Below are 16,290 nucleotides of genomic sequence, written 5' to 3'. Positions count from 1 at the left end.
CGGCCTGGGCGGCGAGGCAGATATCATGGCCGGTGCATGCCTGCGGCGGAGAAGCACGCTATCCGGCATGCAGCCGTGATCGTGGCGAAGCGCACGGGTAAGATCAGACAACTGAAACTACATCTGAGTGAGGTATGCTGCAGCCTGCCGCGTGCCTAGTATAACTTGCTTTGCCGCGTCGCCCTCCAGCACGTCTGTTGTTTTATTCTCCGGCGGCTTGTTTCGAGCCCCGACATCAATACCATATCGGTCAAGCTGTTGAAGATATGGAAAATTGCGTGACAGATAGTTCAGCAAACGTAATCGACCTCAGCGCCTATCGGGCGCGCAAGACTGCAGTTCGCGAGTCGAGCGCTCCGTCAGAGCAAGTCAATTTCTATCAGGGAGCGGTCTACTGGTTCTGGCCGATGATGGTCTGGATGCCAGTCCCGATGGCCGCAACCGCTTCGACAAATCGGGACGCTTTGTGAGCGACGGTAGATTGAGCCCTGTCGCTGACGACCAGCTTCACCATCTAGCTGCGCCCGACATGCCAACGGATCTTCCGGCGATTGTCGGTCGCAATGTGCGGCGCCTGCGAACCCGTCGTGGAGATTCGCTGGAACGGCTTGCCAAGCAGTCGGGCGTAAGCCGCGCGATGCTCGGCCAGATAGAGACCGGCAAGAGCGTGCCGACGATCGGGCTGTTGTGGAAGGTCGCGAATGCGTTGAACGTTCCGTTCGCAAACCTGCTGCATTCCGAGGCGCCGCGTGGATCGGTGGTGTTGCGGCGTTCTGAGGCGAAGCTGCTCACGTCGAGCCAGGGGCAGTTCAGTTCGCGTGCTTTGTTTCCGTTTGAGGGAAATCACGACGTCGAATTTTACGAGCTCAAGATCGCAGCTCTGCATCGCGAGTCGGCAGAGGCGCATGCGCCTGGGACGCGTGAGAATCTGGTGGTCGTGAAGGGCGTGATTGAACTTACCGTGGGATCGGAGAAGCCGCAGACCTTGGCCGAAGGCGACGCCGTCCTGTTCGAAGCGGACGTGCCGCATGTCTACCGAAATCTCGTCGCGAGCGAGGCCGTGCTCTATCTCGTCATGACCTATGCGGACATCGCGTCGTAGCAATCGGGCCGCCAGAAACGAAAATGGCGAGCTGACAAAGCCAGCCCGCCATGTCTGTCAGCGAAGAGAGGCCGATCAGGCCGCTGTCTTCATCGGCATGCACATCATCATCATGCCGCCGCAATTCATCATCATCGGCATGCCCATCTGCATCATGCTCATCATGTTCTCACAGCACTTCATGAACATGTCCTTCATGGCGGGATCCATCGGCATCATTTCGCAGGTCATGCCGTTGGCGGTCATGGTGCACTTCATCTGGCAGCCCATCATCGGCATGCCACCCATCATCATCGGGTTCATCATGCCGCCGGCCATCATCGGGTTGATCATGTTACCCGACATCATCGGATTCATCATGCCGCCCATCATCATGGGCATCGGCATCATCTGCATTGCTGCGTTCATTGTCAGTCTCCAATTCATTCAGCAGAAACGATCTGTCCTGCCTGCTGTTGGAAAACTAAACGTGCTGACATAAGGTTCAATTGGAGAATGTCCTGCCGTCGCGCTTTTATCCAAGAAGACGGCTGGACGGCTATCCCAATGGCGAATGTGTCCGTGATATTGGATATTCGATTGCTATAGCAGACGTCGGTATACGTGTAGTCGCGTCCTTCAGCGCGATACGACGACTGGATCGCCCCGTTGATTCGAGCTGCAAATCGGGACGACGCGGCGGCGTCTGTGCGTGCAGGATTGATGCCTGTACCGGCGCGACTGAGCGCGATGCGATGTGTTTCGATGAGCAGTCGGAATGCTGCGCCAATCGCCAGATTACGGCATGTCTCTTTTCGAAACTTGGCTGACGCGATCAAGACTTACTCTTTTTCGCTGGCGCCTTTGCATCGCAGGCGAAGTCGCTACAACTGGCGCCAGTTGATGATGGATGAGGCATCATTGCCCGGCATCATGCGAGCGGAGCTGCATCTATGTCCCGACTTCCGTTGCTCACCATCGAGAACGCCCCGGATGCTGCGAAGGCTGGCTTGCAGACCGCGCAGATTAATAGCGGCTTTCTTCCCAACCTTGTGCGGTTGCTCGCCAATGCGCCGGCCGCGCTGGAAACCTATCAAACGGTATCTGCCATCAATGTGCGGAGCGGTTTGAGCCTGGCAGAGCGCGAGGTTGTGCAGATCACGGCGGCGACAACGCATGGATGCGGCTTCTGCGTCGCCGGACATACGGCGGTCGCCTACAAGAAAGCCGGGCTCTCGGAGGCGGTGGTCGAAGCGCTGCGCGACAGCCGAAAGGTTCCGGATGATCGACTGAATGCCATTGCCGATTTCACACGCGCCGTCATTCGGAGCCGCGGTGCGGTTTCCGACGCCGAGGTAACGGCGTTTCGCTTCGCCGGCCTCACCGATGCCAATGCTCTGGAGGTCGTGCTTGGCGTCAGCCTCGCGACACTGTGCAATTTCGCCAATAATCTCGGACAACCACCGCTTAACGACGAGTTGCGTCCCTACGCTTGGACGAACGCGTCGGCGGCCGCGGCCGAATAGTCTGCCGGGCCAGTGTCGATGGCGCAACTTCCAACCGAATTGAAAAGCTGGATCGCGTCCAACGCTGATGATCTCGATGAGCGAGCGGACGGCGCGGCGAGCATTCTGCCACGGCTCGCAGACGCGGATGTGCTGCGCATCGGCGTGCCGCGCGCGCAAGGCGGTCTGGGTGGTCACATCAACGATGCCGTCGGAGTGATAGCCGCTGTATCCAGCCATTCTCTGGCAGCGGGTTTCGTGTTCTGGGGGCATCGAACATTCATCGAATATCTGCTCCAGAGTCCCAATGAAAGGCTGCGGGACCGACTGCTGCCGGACCTGCTGTCGGGGCGCCGCGCGGGCGCGACCGGGCTCTCGAATGCGATGAAGTTTCTGTCGGGCGTCGAGGCGCTTCAGATCAAGGCCGCGGCACAGGACGGCGTGCGCACCGTTACCGGCAAGCTGCCATGGGTGACCAATCTGCGTGCGGCGGGCTTCGACGTCGCGGCAGCAGTGCAGGGCGAAGGCGGATCGACGCCGTTCGTCGCCAGCCTGTCGTCGGACAACGCGGGGGTGAGGCGCTCGCCCGATCTGGCATTGATGGGAATGCGCGCCACCAGCACGGCCGCTGTCGACCTCGACGGCGTTCGCGTGAGCGAAGATGACATCATCCATCCCGATGCCGGCGTGTGGCTGCCGCAGGTCCGTCCGGCATTTCTCGGTCTGCAATGCGCCATGTCGATCGGTCTTGCGAGGCGTTCGCTGGCGGAGACTGAGCTTAGGCTCAACAGGAATCGCGACGTACTTGCAGCCGAGGTCGACGCGTTGTCGCGTGACCTCGATATCGCGGAAGGGCAACTGGCGGCAGGATTGCTCGATGCGCGTTTCATCGCGGCGCCAGCCCCGCTTTTCCGGCTTCGGCTGCAACTCGCTGCCATTGTCTCAGGGGCCGTGCAGCTCGAGCTCGCGGCGTCTGGCGGCCAGGCCTATCTGTCGGAGCCCGGCCGGTCGTTCCAGCGTCGGCTGCGCGAGGCGGCCTTTGTGCCGATCATCACGCCAAGCCTGGTGCAGCTCAAGACGGTGCTGCGCGAACACGAGCGGCGTCAAGCGATCGTCGAGAACGCATGACGCAGGCCCTGCTGCAAGCTGCCGATATCGCGCTCCGCTATTCGCCGGCGGGCGAACACGTGCTGCAAGACTTCAGCCTGTCGCTTCGTGCCGGTGAAACCGTCAGCATTCTGGGGCCGAGTGGGGTGGGGAAATCCAGTCTGCTCCGCGTGCTCGCGGGTCTGATGCAGCCGACCGGTGGGACGGTACAGGTGCGCGGGAGCCCGCTAAACGGCGCGCATCCACGCGTCGCGATGGCGTTTCAGGATCCGAGCCTGCTGCCGTGGCTGTCGCTGGAGCGCAACGTCGCCTTTGGTCTCGATTTTAAGCATCAGCCGCAGCTGTCGGCGCCCGAGCGTCGCGCGCGTGTGGATGCCGCCATCGACGAGGTCGGTCTCGGCCATGCCCGCCGCCTCTATCCGGATCAACTGTCCGGCGGCATGGCGCAACGCACAGCGCTCGCCCGCTGCCTTGCGCGCACGCCGGAAATCCTGCTGCTCGACGAACCATTCGGCGCGCTCGACGAGGTTACGCGGGAAGAGATGCAGCATCTGCTGCTTAAAGTCGTTCGCGATCACCAGACGGCGGCCGTCCTCATCACACATGACATCGACGAAGCGCTGTTGCTGTCCGACCGGATCATCCTGCTCGGCGGCGCGCCCGCGCGCCAGGTCGGCGACTGGGTGATCGAGCTACCGAAGCCGCGCGACGAGTATGTCGCAGAACTCGGCGCCATCCGGATCGACATTCTTAAGGCCTTGAAAGGCGCATCGCGCCGCAACTGAATGAGGTAACCGCATGTCCATGGATCAGTTCTCGCGCCGCGAACTCATCAAACTGTCGGCACTGTTCACCGCGGCGGGGGCGCTTCCGTTGCTGCGTGCCTATGAGGCGAGGGCGCAGGAAGCGGATGCGCCGGTACGCATCGGCTATCTCCCGATCACCGATGCCACGCCGTTGCTTGTGGCTCACGGCAAGGGCTATTTCGAAGCCGAAGGCCTCAAGGCCGAGAAGCCGGTGATGTTGCGCAGCTGGGCCCAAGTGCTGGAGGCATTCATCTCCGGTCAGGTCAACGTTGTTCACCTGCTGTCGCCGATGACGGTGTGGGCACGTTTCGGCAGCCAGGCGCCGGCCAAGGTCGTGGCCTGGAATCATACCGGCGGATCCGGCCTCAGCGTCGGGCCGCAGATCAATAGCGTCAAGGAACTCGGCGGCAAGACCGTCGCCATTCCATTCTGGTATTCGATCCACAACGTGGTTCTGCAGGCGCTGCTACGGGAGAACGGTCTGATCCCGGTGAGCAAGCGCACCGGAGCGCCACAAGCCAACGAGGTCAACCTCGTCGTCATGGCGCCGGCCGACATGGTCCCGGCGCTCGCGTCCAATCAGATTGCTGGCTTTATCGTCGCTGAGCCGTTCAATGCCACGGCCGAGACGCTGGGGGTCGGCAAGATCCTGCGGTTCACCGGCGACGTCTGGAAGGATCACGCTTGCTGCGTTGTCTTCATGCATGAGCGCGATCTGCAGCAGCGGCCGGAATGGTCGCAGAAGGTCGTCAACGCCATGGTCAAGGCGCAACTCTGGACCCGCGAGAACCGCGCCGAGACCGCCGCGCTGCTGTCCAAGGAGGGGGCCCAAAAGTACACGCCGCATACGACGGCGGTGCTGGAGAAGGTTCTCTCGCCGCCCGAGGCCGACAATGCCGCCTATCTCAAATCCGGCGCGATCCGGAACGCGGTGTGGCGTGAGCGGCGTATCGATTTCCAGCCCTATCCGTATCCGAGCTATACCGAGGAGCTGGTGCGTCGGTTGAAGGACACGCTGATCGAAGGCGACCGCGCGTTCCTCGACAGGCTCGATCCCGCAACCGCGGCACGGGAGCTTGTGGATGACCGCTTCGTCAAGGCTGCGGTGACCGCAGCAGGCGGCATGGCCGCATTTGGGCTACCGGAATCGTTCACGCGAACGGAAGTAGTGGTCGCGTGACGAGCAGCCTGGAGGCCGGCATCGCGCCGGCCGGACTCGATGCGCAAAGCAGTGACGGGAGCAGGCGACGCTGGTCCATCCGCGCTGCGCGTTCGCGTTGGACTGTGCGGCTATCGACGGTGGTGCTGGGCACCAGCGGGTTGATTGTCCTGATTGTCCTTTGGTGGATCGGGACGGAGCTGCTGCCCCCGAAAGGGAGTTTCGTGCGTCATTTCGCGCCGGGCACAGCGTTCGCCAGTCTGCTGACGCTGCTCACGCAATCTGACCTGTCGATCCATCTGCTCGTGAGCTTGCGCCGTGTCCTGGTCGGCCTCGGCCTCGCGCTGTTGATCGGTGTGCCGATCGGCCTCGCAGTTGGTCGCTCGCAACGTCTCGATGCGACGACATCACCGGCGTTTCAGTTTCTGCGCATGATCTCGCCGCTGTCCTGGATGCCGATCGCCGTCATGGTGTTCGGCATCGGTGATCGCCCCATCTATTTCCTGCTCGCATTCGCCGCCGTCTGGCCGATCCTGCTGAACACCGCGGAAGGCGTGCGACGGCTCGAACCGAGTTGGCTCCGCCTTGCCAGCAGCCTGTCGGCGACGCGCTGGGAGACGCTGCGTCATGTCATCATCCCGGGCGTGCTGGGCCATATCCTGGCCGGGCTGCGGCTGGCGATCGGCGTCGTGTGGATCGTGCTCGTGCCCTGCGAGATGCTCGGGGTGTCGGCGGGAGTGGGCTATTTCATCCTCGATACCCGCGATCGGCTCGCTTACTCCGAGTTGATGGCCATGGTGCTCATGATCGGATTGCTTGGCTTTCTTCTCGACGCGGCAGCGCGCGTGCTGATCCGGCTCGCCGCGCCCGGCCGCATGCGCGTGCCGGCATGACAGTATCACACGAGATCGAAGGGTCGAACGGTTCGATCCACCATTTTTGGAAGCAAACCGCGCAGCCATCGAGGAGTTTATAAATGTCGCAGAATCCAAAAACCATTTTGCGGGTCGTCGAAACGCCCTTGTACGACAGCCACCCAGACGGATTGTTCTTCTTTCATACCGACGCACCGACCCTTAGCTCCGATCCTTGCGGGCGGCGCATATGACTGATGTTGATGTAACGAAACCGCCGATCGGTCGCCGTCTCGATGCCATCGATCGCAGGATCCTCACCTTGATCCAGGAGAATTCGTCACTGTCGGTTGCCGACATTGGAGATATCGTGGGGCTGTCTGCGACGCCCTGCTGGAAGCGCATCAAGCGGCTGGAGGGCGATGGAGTCATCGTCGGCAAGGTTGCGCTGGTCGATCCATCCTCGGTCGGTCTGGATATGACAATATTTCTCGACGTCCAGAGCGACGATCATTCGGAGGCTTGGCTCAGAAAATTCTCGTCGGTCGTCAAGGATATGCCGGAAGTGGTCGCTTGCTATCGCATGGCGGGAGACGTGGACTACTGCCTTCGCATCGTCGTCAGCGATGCATCCGAATTCGAGGAATTCCATCGTCAGCTTAACGCACTGGTGCGGATCAAGTCGACGCGGCCGCATTATGTGGTCAAGACGTTGAAGTCGTCGACTTCGCTGCCGATCGCGCCCGAGCCGGCTCAACGCTGACACGTCATTAGTGTCCGAAATGTTGATGGTGCGCGCAACTCAGAGGAGACGCTGTGGGCTGCCCATGTGGTCAGCAAGGTAAGGGCCGGCGCTGCCACGGTGCTATCACCAACCTGGTGTTCATCCTGCCAAAGACGGATGACAACGATGCTGCGCGTCAAAATGAGGCCGCTATTGCGCCCACGAGATCATATGCGCGCCGCATGCCGTAAATTGTCACAAACAGGAATGCAGGGATGAGTCCCGGCAACAAAGCCGTCCAGCCCGAGAATGACTGCCGCAAAATCGGCGGGTGGTCGCTCATCCCAATTGCTCCTCTGGATCACCTGCAGTAGCGCCGGATCGCGAATGTTGTCTGCCAGCCAAACACGCAAGATCCCGGGGTACGCGACGTCGGAACTAGAACGGGCGCACCGAAACCGCGCCGAATACGATGGCGGCGATCAACGCCAGAGAGCTGTAGACGGCGACGGTGTGAAACCTTACCGCGGCGCAGTTCGACGACGAACGGGCACGAAGATGTGAGCGGGCTTCGGCTGATAGATCTCGCACGGTCTTTCTCCAATCGGTCATCTGCCTATTTGAAGGCAGGTTGCTTCCGCGTTCAAGCGGGCGGAGAAAATAGCGATACGCGCTCTGTCTGTGGTGCAGTCAGCGGTTCAGAATTCTCCGCGCTGCCGGTTTCGGACAGTTTTATTCGCCTTCCTTGCGCTGGCTTAGAGGCGACGTCTCGGCACAGGGACCGCGCAGCTCGGTACGGCGGCCAACTCGCGCCCCGCAGGGTATAGTCGAATTCTGCGATGGCGGCCTTGCGCGACAAGAGCGGCTCGCCAACTAATTCGGCGCCAACGCGTGTTCGCTCTGGTGTTCAGACAGCGCAGTAGACTGTTGATCCGGACGGAGAAGCAGAAGCAAGTGCCGCTTCAGACGCGCGAATTCAATCTCGGTGACAATATCAGCCGGCCGTGGACGCGCGAATGGCACTCGCAGATCCTCGACGATCCGCCCAGGGCGCCGGCTCATCACGATCACACGGTCGGCGAGAAACAGCGCCTCCTCGATATCATGCGTGACGAAGATCAGCGTGGTGGGGCGTTCGGTCCAGATGTCGAGCAGCAACTCATGCATCATCGATCGGGTTTGGGCATCGAGCGCGCTAAACGGCTCGTCCATCAAAAGTACGCGCGGCTGGTTGATGAGTACGCGCGCGATCTCGACACGCTGCTGCATGCCGCCTGACAACTGTGACGGATAAAACTCCTCGAAGCCGGATAGCCCGACCAGCGCGAGCAATTCGTCCGCGAGCTGTCGCCGCGCAACCTTGCCGATGCCGCGCATCTTCGGCCCGAAGCAGACATTTTCACGCACCTTTTTCCAAGGGAACAGGGTGTGCTGCTGGAACACGATGCCGCGATCCGGGCTCGGGCCGGTAATCGCCTGTCCGTCCACGGTAAGGCTACCGCTGGTATTTGCTACGTGTCCCGCCAGCGCGCCGAGCAGGGTGGACTTGCCGCAGCCCGACGGTCCCAGGATGCAGACGAACTCGCCGGGCGCGACAGAGATGTCGAGACCGGCGACCGCCTCGAAGGCATCGTCGCCATGACCAAGCGATATCGATGCGTCCTCGATCGCAATTCGTCCGAGGCCGACGCCGTGGCCGTTAACCCGCGAGAACCACGATGTTCCCATGCCGATCGCGAGGCCGGTGACGATGCTTGGCGCCGCGCCCGGGAGTACGATCTCCCACAGGATGGCGGCGCGGCTGCCACCGAGGCTTCGCGCCGAAGCGACCAGGCGGCGATCCACATTGGCAACGCCGTGAATGGTATTGAGCACGATGGGAAACAGCGCGCCGATGAAAGTGATGAAGATCATCGACAGTTCCGAGGATGGAAACATCAGGATCGACAGCGGGATCCAGGCGACCGCCGGAATCGGGCGCAGCAGTTCCAGCGGCGGCAGCAGCACGTCGCTCGCTGCACGCGACCGGCCGATGGCAAAGCCAAGCAGAATTCCCAAGAGTGCCGCGACCCCGTAGCCGGCAAAGACGCGTCCGAGGCTGCTGCCGAGATGCGCCAGCAGCTTGGGTGACTGCAGCAGCACAATCAGCGACTGCAGCACTTCGGTCGGCGGCGGCACGTTACGGAAGGTGACGATCCCGAGATTGAGGCGCAGGGTGGACGCCACCTGCCAGAACGCAATGCAGGCCAGGATCGATCCCACCTGCACCAGCAGGCGGCCCATATGCATACCGCCTGATCCCGTCGCCGTCGCCATCAGCGGCTCACCACCACGGCTTCACGCGCGCCGGCGAAATCGACCACCTGGCCGCCCTTGGCCGCGGCCCATTTTTCGGCGGTGCCGCGCGACAGGAAGGCGCCGAGTTCGCCATTGGCCGCGCGCACGAACCAGGCCTGCTGCGCGAACAGCTTGATGCCGCTTTCGCGATCCTGCGCGTAGACGACCCGCGCGCTCTTGCCGTCCTTTTCCAGTGCCGCCAGAGCCTTCAGGGCGTTCTCGGGCGATGTATAGTGCCGCACCAACGGCTCGTCCTTGACCCAGATCTGCGCGACCCGGCTGACATCGGTGATCTCGGCACCGGTCAGGGCGTCCTTCGCCTTCAGCGCGAGCTGAGCGTAATCCTTGAGCTCCGCATCATAGTCGCGCCCGGCCTTGACGAAGGCCGCGCGGATATATTTGTCGGTGACGAACTTGTCGATATCGAGATCGCCATCGGCGCGCTTGAGCAGCTTCAGCGTATCGATGGAGGTCTGCACCGCCTGGCGATATTCAGGCTTCCAGGTCAGGCCGCGCGTCTGCAGCCCGAGCGGGCCGTGGAACAGATAGTTCACCTCGGCCTCGATGCCGGTTACCTTGGCGATCAGTTCGCTGTATTTCTCCGGCTCGGCGGCGAACAGGCGGTCCGCCTCGATGCTCGCGCTCAGATAGGCCTGCACGATCTCCGGATATTTGTCCGCATATTCGCTATCGACCAGCGCGCCATGGAAGGTCGGCGCATCCGCCTGCGAGCCATCGAAGATCTTGCGGGCAAAGCCGCGCCACGGGAATAATTCGGCGAACGGAACGAAGTCGGCATGGGCCTCGATCTTATTTGTCTGCAGCGCGGGGCCGGCGACTTCCGGCGCCTGGGTGATGATGTTGACGTCGGTCTCGGGATTCCAGCCCTGCGCCTTGATCGCCCGTAGCAGCATGCCGTGCGACGTCGACGCAAATGGCACCGAGATGGTCTTGCCCTTCAGGTCGGCGATCGATTGCGCGGGCGAACTCGTCGGAACGACAATGCCATTGCCGCTCCCTTTGGTACTGCCGGATAGCGTGATGATGAAGAGGCTGCGGCGGCCGGCTTTCTGGAACGCGACGCCGTTAAGCGAACCCGGGAAATCCGCCATCGCGCCGAAATCGAGCTTGCCGGCCACCATCTCGTTGGTGAGCGGAGCCCCGCTGGTGAAGTTCTTCCACTGGATGTCGTAGGTGACGTCCTTGTACTTGCCGTCCCGGGGCAGATATTTCTCGAGCAGCTTGAGTTCGCGGACGATCAGCCCGCCGGTGGCGCAATTGATCGTCGTATCCTGCGTGCCGAGTGCGACGCGGATGGTCTCGGCGCTCGAGGTTCCTGCCCACGTCATCGCAAAGGCCGCAATAATCCCCAATCCAAATCGTTTCATGGCATGTCCCCTGGTTATCCGAGTGATCGGATACGCTCCGCCCGGATGTTGAACCGGCGCACGATGCCGCTGAAGCAATTAGTTGCGATGCGCGCCGGCGTCGCAGGCGAGCGAACATGACGCGGCGTTGCGCCTGCGAGGGGCGCCGAAAATTATCTTGCAGGAGTTCGATGCATTACAGATGAATTCCCTCGTGCTTCGTCGATCCGCGCATCAGGCGTTTCAAGTCGATCTGGAGATGCTCAAAAGAGTGGACTTCCTCTGCGCCGCACCATTAGCCTCGCTTCAAGACCTTCAGCACAAGTGAAAATGCGATGGCCAGCCTGAAAACGCTTTCGGACTCTCGTGAGGCGTATCTTCCCGCAACCGCCGTGACCTTGCGTGGCGGGCACGCATGCCGGACATCACCGTCATCCACGGGCGTTGCATCCGGTCGCTCGATCGTAACCGCGCCGGCTATGCGGCAGAGCGATCTTTCGGCGCTGTTCATGAGCGAGACGATCGACGACCTGAACGATGGCGCCCATTTTCTCGACCGCCTCACAGTGGAGGAGCGCGCGCAGATCCGCGAGAGCGGACGCCAATTCACGATGCGGCAAGGCGAGGCGATCTTCAGCCAGGGCGCGCATCATCAGGGAATTTTTATCATCGAGCGCGGCCAGGTCCGGGTGTTCTACACCGCGCCGACCGGACGCGAGATCACCCTGGCTTATTGGACGCCCGGCCACTTCATCGGTGGTCCGGCGATTTCCGGCGGCGGCACCCATATGTGGTCCGGCGTCGCCATCGAGGATTGCGATATCACGCATCTCTCCAGCGCGACACTGCAGGCGCTGCTGCTGCGCATGCCCACTTTCGCGCTGGCGCTAATCGACGGGCTGGTTGCCAAGGGAAAATGCTATTCGTCGATGGCGCAGATGCTGGGCACGCGGTCGGTGATCGAGCGCCTCGCGCAATACATTCTGAACCTCTCGGAGCTCTATGGCGTGGCCGACGGCGACGCGGTCGTCATCAACCGCAAGGTGACGCACGACCAGATCGCGGCGATGGTGGGCTCGACCCGGCAGTGGGTCACGATGATGCTGAAGCGGTTCCACGCCAAGCGCATCGTCTCCATCGATGGCGGCGTTATCCGCATCCACCGCCTCGACCAGCTCGAACAGATACTGCTGAAGGATTAGCGCTCAAGCAGTCGGCCGAGCGCCCAGGCGACGGTCTTGCGCACGTCCGGATCGATATCGGCGGCATGCGCAGCGAGCGGTGCCTGTGCGCTGATATCGCCGATGTCGCCCAGGGCCGCAGCTGCCTCTTTGCGCAACGAGGGTAGGGGATCATCCAGAATGCCGAGAATGGCTGGGACGGCATCCCGCGCCTTCAGCTTGCCGAGGCATTGCAGCGCCTTCTGGCGCACCTGCCAGAACGTGTCACCGAGCGCGCCTCTCACGGCTGCGGCAGCCGAAGTCTCGCCGATCCGGCCGAGCGTTTCGGCCGCGGCGGCGCGTACCTGCCAGGCGTCGTCGGCCAGCGCGCCCGAAGCCGCCTGCGCAGCAACCGCATTGCGGGCAAAGGACAGCGCGTTGACCGCAGCGAGCCGCACCTGCGCATCGGCATCGCGCGCCGCACTGATCAGCGACGGCAGGGTCTCGTTGCTCTTGAGATAGCCGATCACGCCCACCGCTTGCACGCGCACGGCGGGATCGACATCCTGCAGTGCCAAGATGGCCGGGCCAAGGGCGATCGCACTCCGCAGCTCCTTCAGTGCTCTAAATATGGCTTCGCGAACAAAGGCCGACTGGTGCGACACCAGCGGCAGCAGGGCTGCATCGGCCGCAGCATCGCGCAGTTCGGCGAGGCTCTCTGCGGCAGCCGACGCGACGTCACGGTCGGCATCCGTCACGCCGCGCACCAGCGCCTGCGCGACCGAAAGCCCATCAAACTCGCCAAGCGCGCGCGCGGCCTGCAGCCTGACCTCGGGTGCCGTGTCGCTGATGGCCGTGACCAGATGCGGCACGGCCTCGTCACTCGCCGTCTCGGCGATCTCGATCACCGTGAGGCGGCGTACCGAGGCATCAGGACTCTGCAGATTTTCTGCGATCTCGGCGACGTCAATGAAGGATTCGAATGCAGACATGTCAGCGCAGCAGATAGGGGATGTTGACGGTCACCGCCCCGGTGGGGCAATCGGTCTCGCATGGCATGCAGTACCAGCACTCGTCATACTTCATATAGGCCTTACCGGTGAGGTCGCTGATCCGCAGCACGTCCAGCGGACAGACATCGACGCAGACCGTGCAGCCCTTGTCGGCGATGCATTTGGCATCGTCCACGACGACGGGCACGGTGGTGGGTGCATAGGCAATGGGCATGGATGCTCCGTCTCAGGCGTGCTGGCGTATGCGCTGGCGATCATAGGCGTCGCGTTCGCTCTCATCGATCGGGACGAGATAGGGCTCGACGGCACGCTTCTCGGCAGTCATGCGCCCGTCCCGCTTGCTGAGGATGCTGTGGCAGAACCAGTCCTCGTCGTTCTTCTCGGGATAATCGACGCGGTTGTGATAGAGGCCCCAGCGACTTTCGGTGCGGAACAAGGAGGCGTAAGCCGCCATGTCGGCGCAGTCGAGGATCGACGACACTTCCAGCGCGCGCATCAGCTCGTGCGAGTCGCGCACCACCATCTCATTGTCGAGATCGTCGCGCACTTCCGCCAAGCGCGCTTGGCCGATCTGCATCTTGGCAGTGACCTTCGGCGGCTGCAGGTAATCGTTCACGAGGCGGCGCGCCTTGTATTCGAGCTGGTTCGGCGGAATGCCGTCGTCACGCCGCGTCGGCGCCAGCACGCGTTCCTGCTCGCGCACCACATCGTCGCGGTCATAATCGGGGAAGTCGACCTCGGCAGCGAAATCCACCGCATGTTCGCCGGCTACCGCGCCATTGGTGAAGGCGCCGAGCATGTAGTTATGCGGCACGCTTGCCATGTCGCCCGCCGAATAAAGACCCGTGACGGTGGTACGGGCGAATTCGTCGACGAATACGCCGGAGGCGCTGTGGCCCGAACACAGGCCGATTTCCGAGATATGCATCTCGATCATCTTCTCGCGATAGTTCGTGCCGCGGTTCTCGTGGAACCGGCCGCGCGACGGCCGCTCGACCTTGTGCAGCACCGCCTCGATCTGGCCGACGGTGTCGCTGTGCAGGTGGTTGAGCTTGAGGAATACCGGCCCCTTGCCCGACTGCAGTTCGTTGTAGAACTCCTGCATCATCTGGCCGGACCAGTAATCGCATTCGATGAAGCGGTTGCCCTCGCTGTTCGCCGTATAGGCGCCGAACGGACCGGCCACATAGGCGCAGGCCGGGCCGTTGTAGTCCTTGATCAGCGGGTTGATCTGGTAGCATTCGATATTCGCGAGCCCTGCGCCGGCATGATAGGCCATCGCATAGCCGTCGCCCGAATTGGTCGCATTCTCGTAGGTGCCCCAGAGATAGCCGGACTGCGGCAGGCCGAGACGGCCGGCGGCACCGGTGCAGAGGATCACGGTCTTGGCGCGTAGCACCAGGAATTCCGCGCTGCGAGTATTGACGGCGATGACGCCGGCGATGCGGCCGTCCTTCGCCGTCAACAGCCGCGTCGCCATGTAGCGGTTCGAGATCAGCACCTTTTCGCGGCGCAGTTGACGATACAGCGCCTTCTTGACCGTCTCGCCATTCGGCATCGGCAGCACATAGGAGCCGAGATGGTGAACCTTCTTGACGTCGAAATCGCCATTCTCAGTCTTCTGGAACTTGATGCCGAAACTGTCCAATTCCTGGATGACGTCGAAGCAACGCGACGCATATTTGTAGACGGGCGCCTGATCGCAGATGCCGTCATTGGCGATGGTGATTTCCTTGGTGTACTGCTCCGGCGTCGCAAAGCCCGGCACTACGGCATTATTGAGCCCGTCCATTCCCATGGCGATAGCGCCTGACCGCTTCACGTTGGCCTTTTCGAGCAATACCACGCGCGCCTTGGGATTGCGGCGCTTGGCCTTGTAGGCAGCCATCGGACCGGCGGTGCCGCCGCCGATCACCAGCACGTCGCATTCGATTTCTGACAGGCCTTGCTTGATCTCATCCATAGCCTGTTCCTTACGCTGCGTGGCCGGCGAGTTCGCGCAGATACACCCACGGATAGATGCCGCGATCGTGCCCGTCGGAGAAGAATAGCCGCAGCGCATAGTTGCCGATCGGCTCGACACTCTGCATGCGAAACGCCGGCGGCAGTATCAGCTCCACGCCCTCGGCCTGGCGCCGGATCTCGCTCGCCGCCCGGCTGGCCTGGCGCAGGGTTACCGCATCCAGCCGACTGGTTTCGCCGTCGTCCCAGGTGACGGCGAGAACGGTGTAGTCTTCGATCAATGCGACTTCGGTCGGTTGCATGTGCAATCTCCAGCTTTGCATCGATCTGTAACCGTCGGTCGCCGACACGGCTTGCAATAAATTGCTTTCCGCGCGGTGTGCCCAAATCAGGCGGCTGGTTCCGCCAGCTTGCGCTCTTTCCTGTTCCCGGCCGCTCCGCGCAGCGACTTCTCAGCGCCATACCAGGGCAGCAGGCGGCGTACGGCGCCTTCGAACAGAAAATCGGCAACCACACCCATGATGCCGAGCACGATCAGGCCGACGAACATGTAGTCGACGCGAAACACCTGCTGCGACATCTGGATGAGATAGCCGACGCCGAATGCAGCGCCCGCGAGTTCGGAGGCGACCAGCAGCACCAGCGCGACCGACAGACTGACGCGCAGGCCGGCAATGATGAATGGTAGGGCGCCGGGAATGACGACAAAGGCGAATTTGCGCCAGCCCCGCGCTCCGAGGCTCGCCGCGGCGCGGCCGAGCAGCGGATTGGTGTCGCGCACCCCGAGATAGGTATTGACCCAGACAGGGAAGAACACACCCCAGGCGATCAGGAACACCTTGGACAGTTCGCCGATGCCAAACCAGAAGATCGCGAGCGGCACGAAGGCCAGTGCGGGAATGGCGCGAAACATCTGCACGAGAGGGTTGAGGGTTGCGTTCAGCAGCGGCAGTTGCGCCATCGCGACGCCGACTGCAATAGCGAGGACCGAGCCGACAACGAAACCGAGCAGCGAGCGCCACAGGCTGGCGCCGAGATGGCGTAGCAATTCGCCGGATGCCAGCAGCTCCCAGCCCGATAGCACGATGGCGGTTGGTGCGGGCAGCATGATGTTGTTGACGAGGCCGCTGCGGCTGATCGCCTCCCAGATCGCGAAGAAGCCGACGGTGCCGAACGCGCCTGCAACTGTGTTTCGCTTCAGCTTGAATGCCATCG

Annotated in this window: 19 protein-coding genes and 1 pseudogene; 8 read left to right on the top strand and 12 right to left on the bottom strand. The window is 62.2% G+C overall.

Features of this window, described 5'->3' with window-relative positions; genetic code table 11:
• Positions 1-529 precede the first annotated feature (529 nt).
• The gene (locus AC1RLZ_RS13940; protein ID WP_439062469.1) at positions 530-1,102 is read left to right on the top strand and encodes a helix-turn-helix domain-containing protein; all 573 of its coding nucleotides are present in this window, start codon (positions 530-532) and stop codon (positions 1,100-1,102) included.
• A 75-nt stretch (positions 1,103-1,177) separates the two neighbouring features.
• On the opposite strand, the gene AC1RLZ_RS13935 is transcribed toward AC1RLZ_RS13940, so the two are convergent.
• Both AC1RLZ_RS13935 and AC1RLZ_RS13930 read right to left on the bottom strand, forming a co-directional pair.
• A complete protein-coding gene (locus AC1RLZ_RS13935) occupies positions 1,178-1,510 on the bottom strand; it encodes a hypothetical protein (protein WP_439062470.1) in 333 nt (110 codons plus the stop codon).
• 14 nt (positions 1,511-1,524) lie between these two features.
• Positions 1,525-1,920 carry a hypothetical protein gene (locus AC1RLZ_RS13930; protein WP_439062471.1) on the bottom strand — a complete coding sequence of 132 codons (396 nt, stop codon included), beginning with the start codon at positions 1,918-1,920 and terminating at the stop codon, positions 1,525-1,527.
• 114 nt (positions 1,921-2,034) lie between these two features.
• On the opposite strand from AC1RLZ_RS13930, the gene AC1RLZ_RS13925 reads away from it, so the two are divergent.
• The 6 genes from AC1RLZ_RS13925 to AC1RLZ_RS13900 all read left to right on the top strand — a co-directional run bounded on the left by AC1RLZ_RS13925 (position 2,035) and on the right by AC1RLZ_RS13900 (position 7,275).
• Complete coding sequence (locus AC1RLZ_RS13925) at positions 2,035-2,607, top strand: carboxymuconolactone decarboxylase family protein (protein ID WP_439086156.1); 573 nt, start codon at positions 2,035-2,037, stop codon at positions 2,605-2,607.
• A gap of 18 nt (positions 2,608-2,625) precedes the next feature.
• Positions 2,626-3,714, top strand: coding sequence for an acyl-CoA dehydrogenase family protein (locus tag AC1RLZ_RS13920; RefSeq protein WP_439062473.1), 1,089 nt, complete (start codon positions 2,626-2,628; stop codon positions 3,712-3,714).
• The gene (locus AC1RLZ_RS13915; RefSeq protein ID WP_439062474.1) at positions 3,711-4,478 is read left to right on the top strand and encodes an ABC transporter ATP-binding protein; all 768 of its coding nucleotides are present in this window, start codon (positions 3,711-3,713) and stop codon (positions 4,476-4,478) included. The genes AC1RLZ_RS13920 and AC1RLZ_RS13915 overlap by 4 nt, the downstream gene beginning before the upstream one ends.
• A 13-nt stretch (positions 4,479-4,491) precedes the next feature.
• Positions 4,492-5,679, top strand: coding sequence for an ABC transporter substrate-binding protein (locus tag AC1RLZ_RS13910; RefSeq protein WP_439062475.1), 1,188 nt, complete (start codon positions 4,492-4,494; stop codon positions 5,677-5,679).
• A complete protein-coding gene (locus AC1RLZ_RS13905; protein WP_439062476.1) occupies positions 5,676-6,551 on the top strand; it encodes an ABC transporter permease in 876 nt (291 codons plus the stop codon). The genes AC1RLZ_RS13910 and AC1RLZ_RS13905 overlap by 4 nt, the downstream gene beginning before the upstream one ends.
• 211 nt (positions 6,552-6,762) lie before the next feature.
• Positions 6,763-7,275: an Lrp/AsnC family transcriptional regulator gene (locus AC1RLZ_RS13900; protein ID WP_439062477.1), complete on the top strand. Its 513-nt coding sequence runs from the start codon at positions 6,763-6,765 to the stop codon at positions 7,273-7,275.
• 157 nt (positions 7,276-7,432) lie between these two features.
• On the opposite strand, the gene AC1RLZ_RS13895 is transcribed toward AC1RLZ_RS13900, so the two are convergent.
• The 5 genes and pseudogenes from AC1RLZ_RS13895 to AC1RLZ_RS13875 form a co-directional block, all read right to left on the bottom strand.
• A complete protein-coding gene (locus AC1RLZ_RS13895; protein WP_439086154.1) occupies positions 7,433-7,579 on the bottom strand; it encodes a hypothetical protein in 147 nt (48 codons plus the stop codon).
• Between the two features lie 95 nt (positions 7,580-7,674).
• Positions 7,675-7,827, bottom strand: a complete 153-nt coding sequence (locus AC1RLZ_RS13890; RefSeq protein WP_493189087.1) for a hypothetical protein — start codon at positions 7,825-7,827, stop codon at positions 7,675-7,677.
• A 282-nt stretch (positions 7,828-8,109) separates the two neighbouring features.
• Positions 8,110-8,964: an ABC transporter ATP-binding protein gene (locus AC1RLZ_RS13885; RefSeq protein ID WP_493189137.1), complete on the bottom strand. Its 855-nt coding sequence runs from the start codon at positions 8,962-8,964 to the stop codon at positions 8,110-8,112.
• Positions 8,959-9,519, bottom strand: a pseudogene (locus tag AC1RLZ_RS13880) (ABC transporter permease); the annotation flags it as partial. The gene AC1RLZ_RS13885 and the pseudogene AC1RLZ_RS13880, both read right to left, overlap by 6 nt.
• 32 nt (positions 9,520-9,551) lie before the next feature.
• Positions 9,552-10,961: an ABC transporter substrate-binding protein gene (locus AC1RLZ_RS13875; RefSeq protein WP_439062480.1), complete on the bottom strand. Its 1,410-nt coding sequence runs from the start codon at positions 10,959-10,961 to the stop codon at positions 9,552-9,554.
• Between the two features lie 458 nt (positions 10,962-11,419).
• Between AC1RLZ_RS13875 and AC1RLZ_RS13870 the strand changes: the two genes are divergently transcribed.
• A complete protein-coding gene (locus AC1RLZ_RS13870; RefSeq protein WP_439062723.1) occupies positions 11,420-12,142 on the top strand; it encodes a Crp/Fnr family transcriptional regulator in 723 nt (240 codons plus the stop codon).
• Here the strand turns inward: AC1RLZ_RS13870 and AC1RLZ_RS13865 are convergent.
• From AC1RLZ_RS13865 to AC1RLZ_RS13845, 5 genes are all read right to left on the bottom strand, one after another.
• Positions 12,139-13,092, bottom strand: a complete 954-nt coding sequence (locus AC1RLZ_RS13865; protein ID WP_439062481.1) for a HEAT repeat domain-containing protein — start codon at positions 13,090-13,092, stop codon at positions 12,139-12,141. The genes AC1RLZ_RS13870 and AC1RLZ_RS13865 overlap by 4 nt on opposite strands.
• Position 13,093: 1 nt before the next feature.
• A complete protein-coding gene (locus AC1RLZ_RS13860) occupies positions 13,094-13,327 on the bottom strand; it encodes a 4Fe-4S dicluster domain-containing protein (RefSeq protein WP_184517127.1) in 234 nt (77 codons plus the stop codon).
• Positions 13,328-13,339: 12 nt separating this feature from the next.
• Positions 13,340-15,076, bottom strand: coding sequence for a fumarate reductase/succinate dehydrogenase flavoprotein subunit (locus tag AC1RLZ_RS13855; protein WP_439062482.1), 1,737 nt, complete (start codon positions 15,074-15,076; stop codon positions 13,340-13,342).
• Positions 15,077-15,086: 10 nt separating this feature from the next.
• Positions 15,087-15,377, bottom strand: coding sequence for a gamma-butyrobetaine hydroxylase-like domain-containing protein (locus tag AC1RLZ_RS13850; protein WP_439062483.1), 291 nt, complete (start codon positions 15,375-15,377; stop codon positions 15,087-15,089).
• 86 nt (positions 15,378-15,463) lie between these two features.
• Complete coding sequence (locus AC1RLZ_RS13845; RefSeq protein ID WP_439062484.1) at positions 15,464-16,288, bottom strand: ABC transporter permease; 825 nt, start codon at positions 16,286-16,288, stop codon at positions 15,464-15,466.
• Between the last annotated feature and the right edge of the window lie 2 nt (positions 16,289-16,290).

It is taken from the genome of Tardiphaga sp. GW822-FHT04G09 (assembly GCF_058800725.1).
Note: the sequence above shows the minus strand (reverse complement) of the source record. Positions and strands in the feature narration are given on the sequence as shown.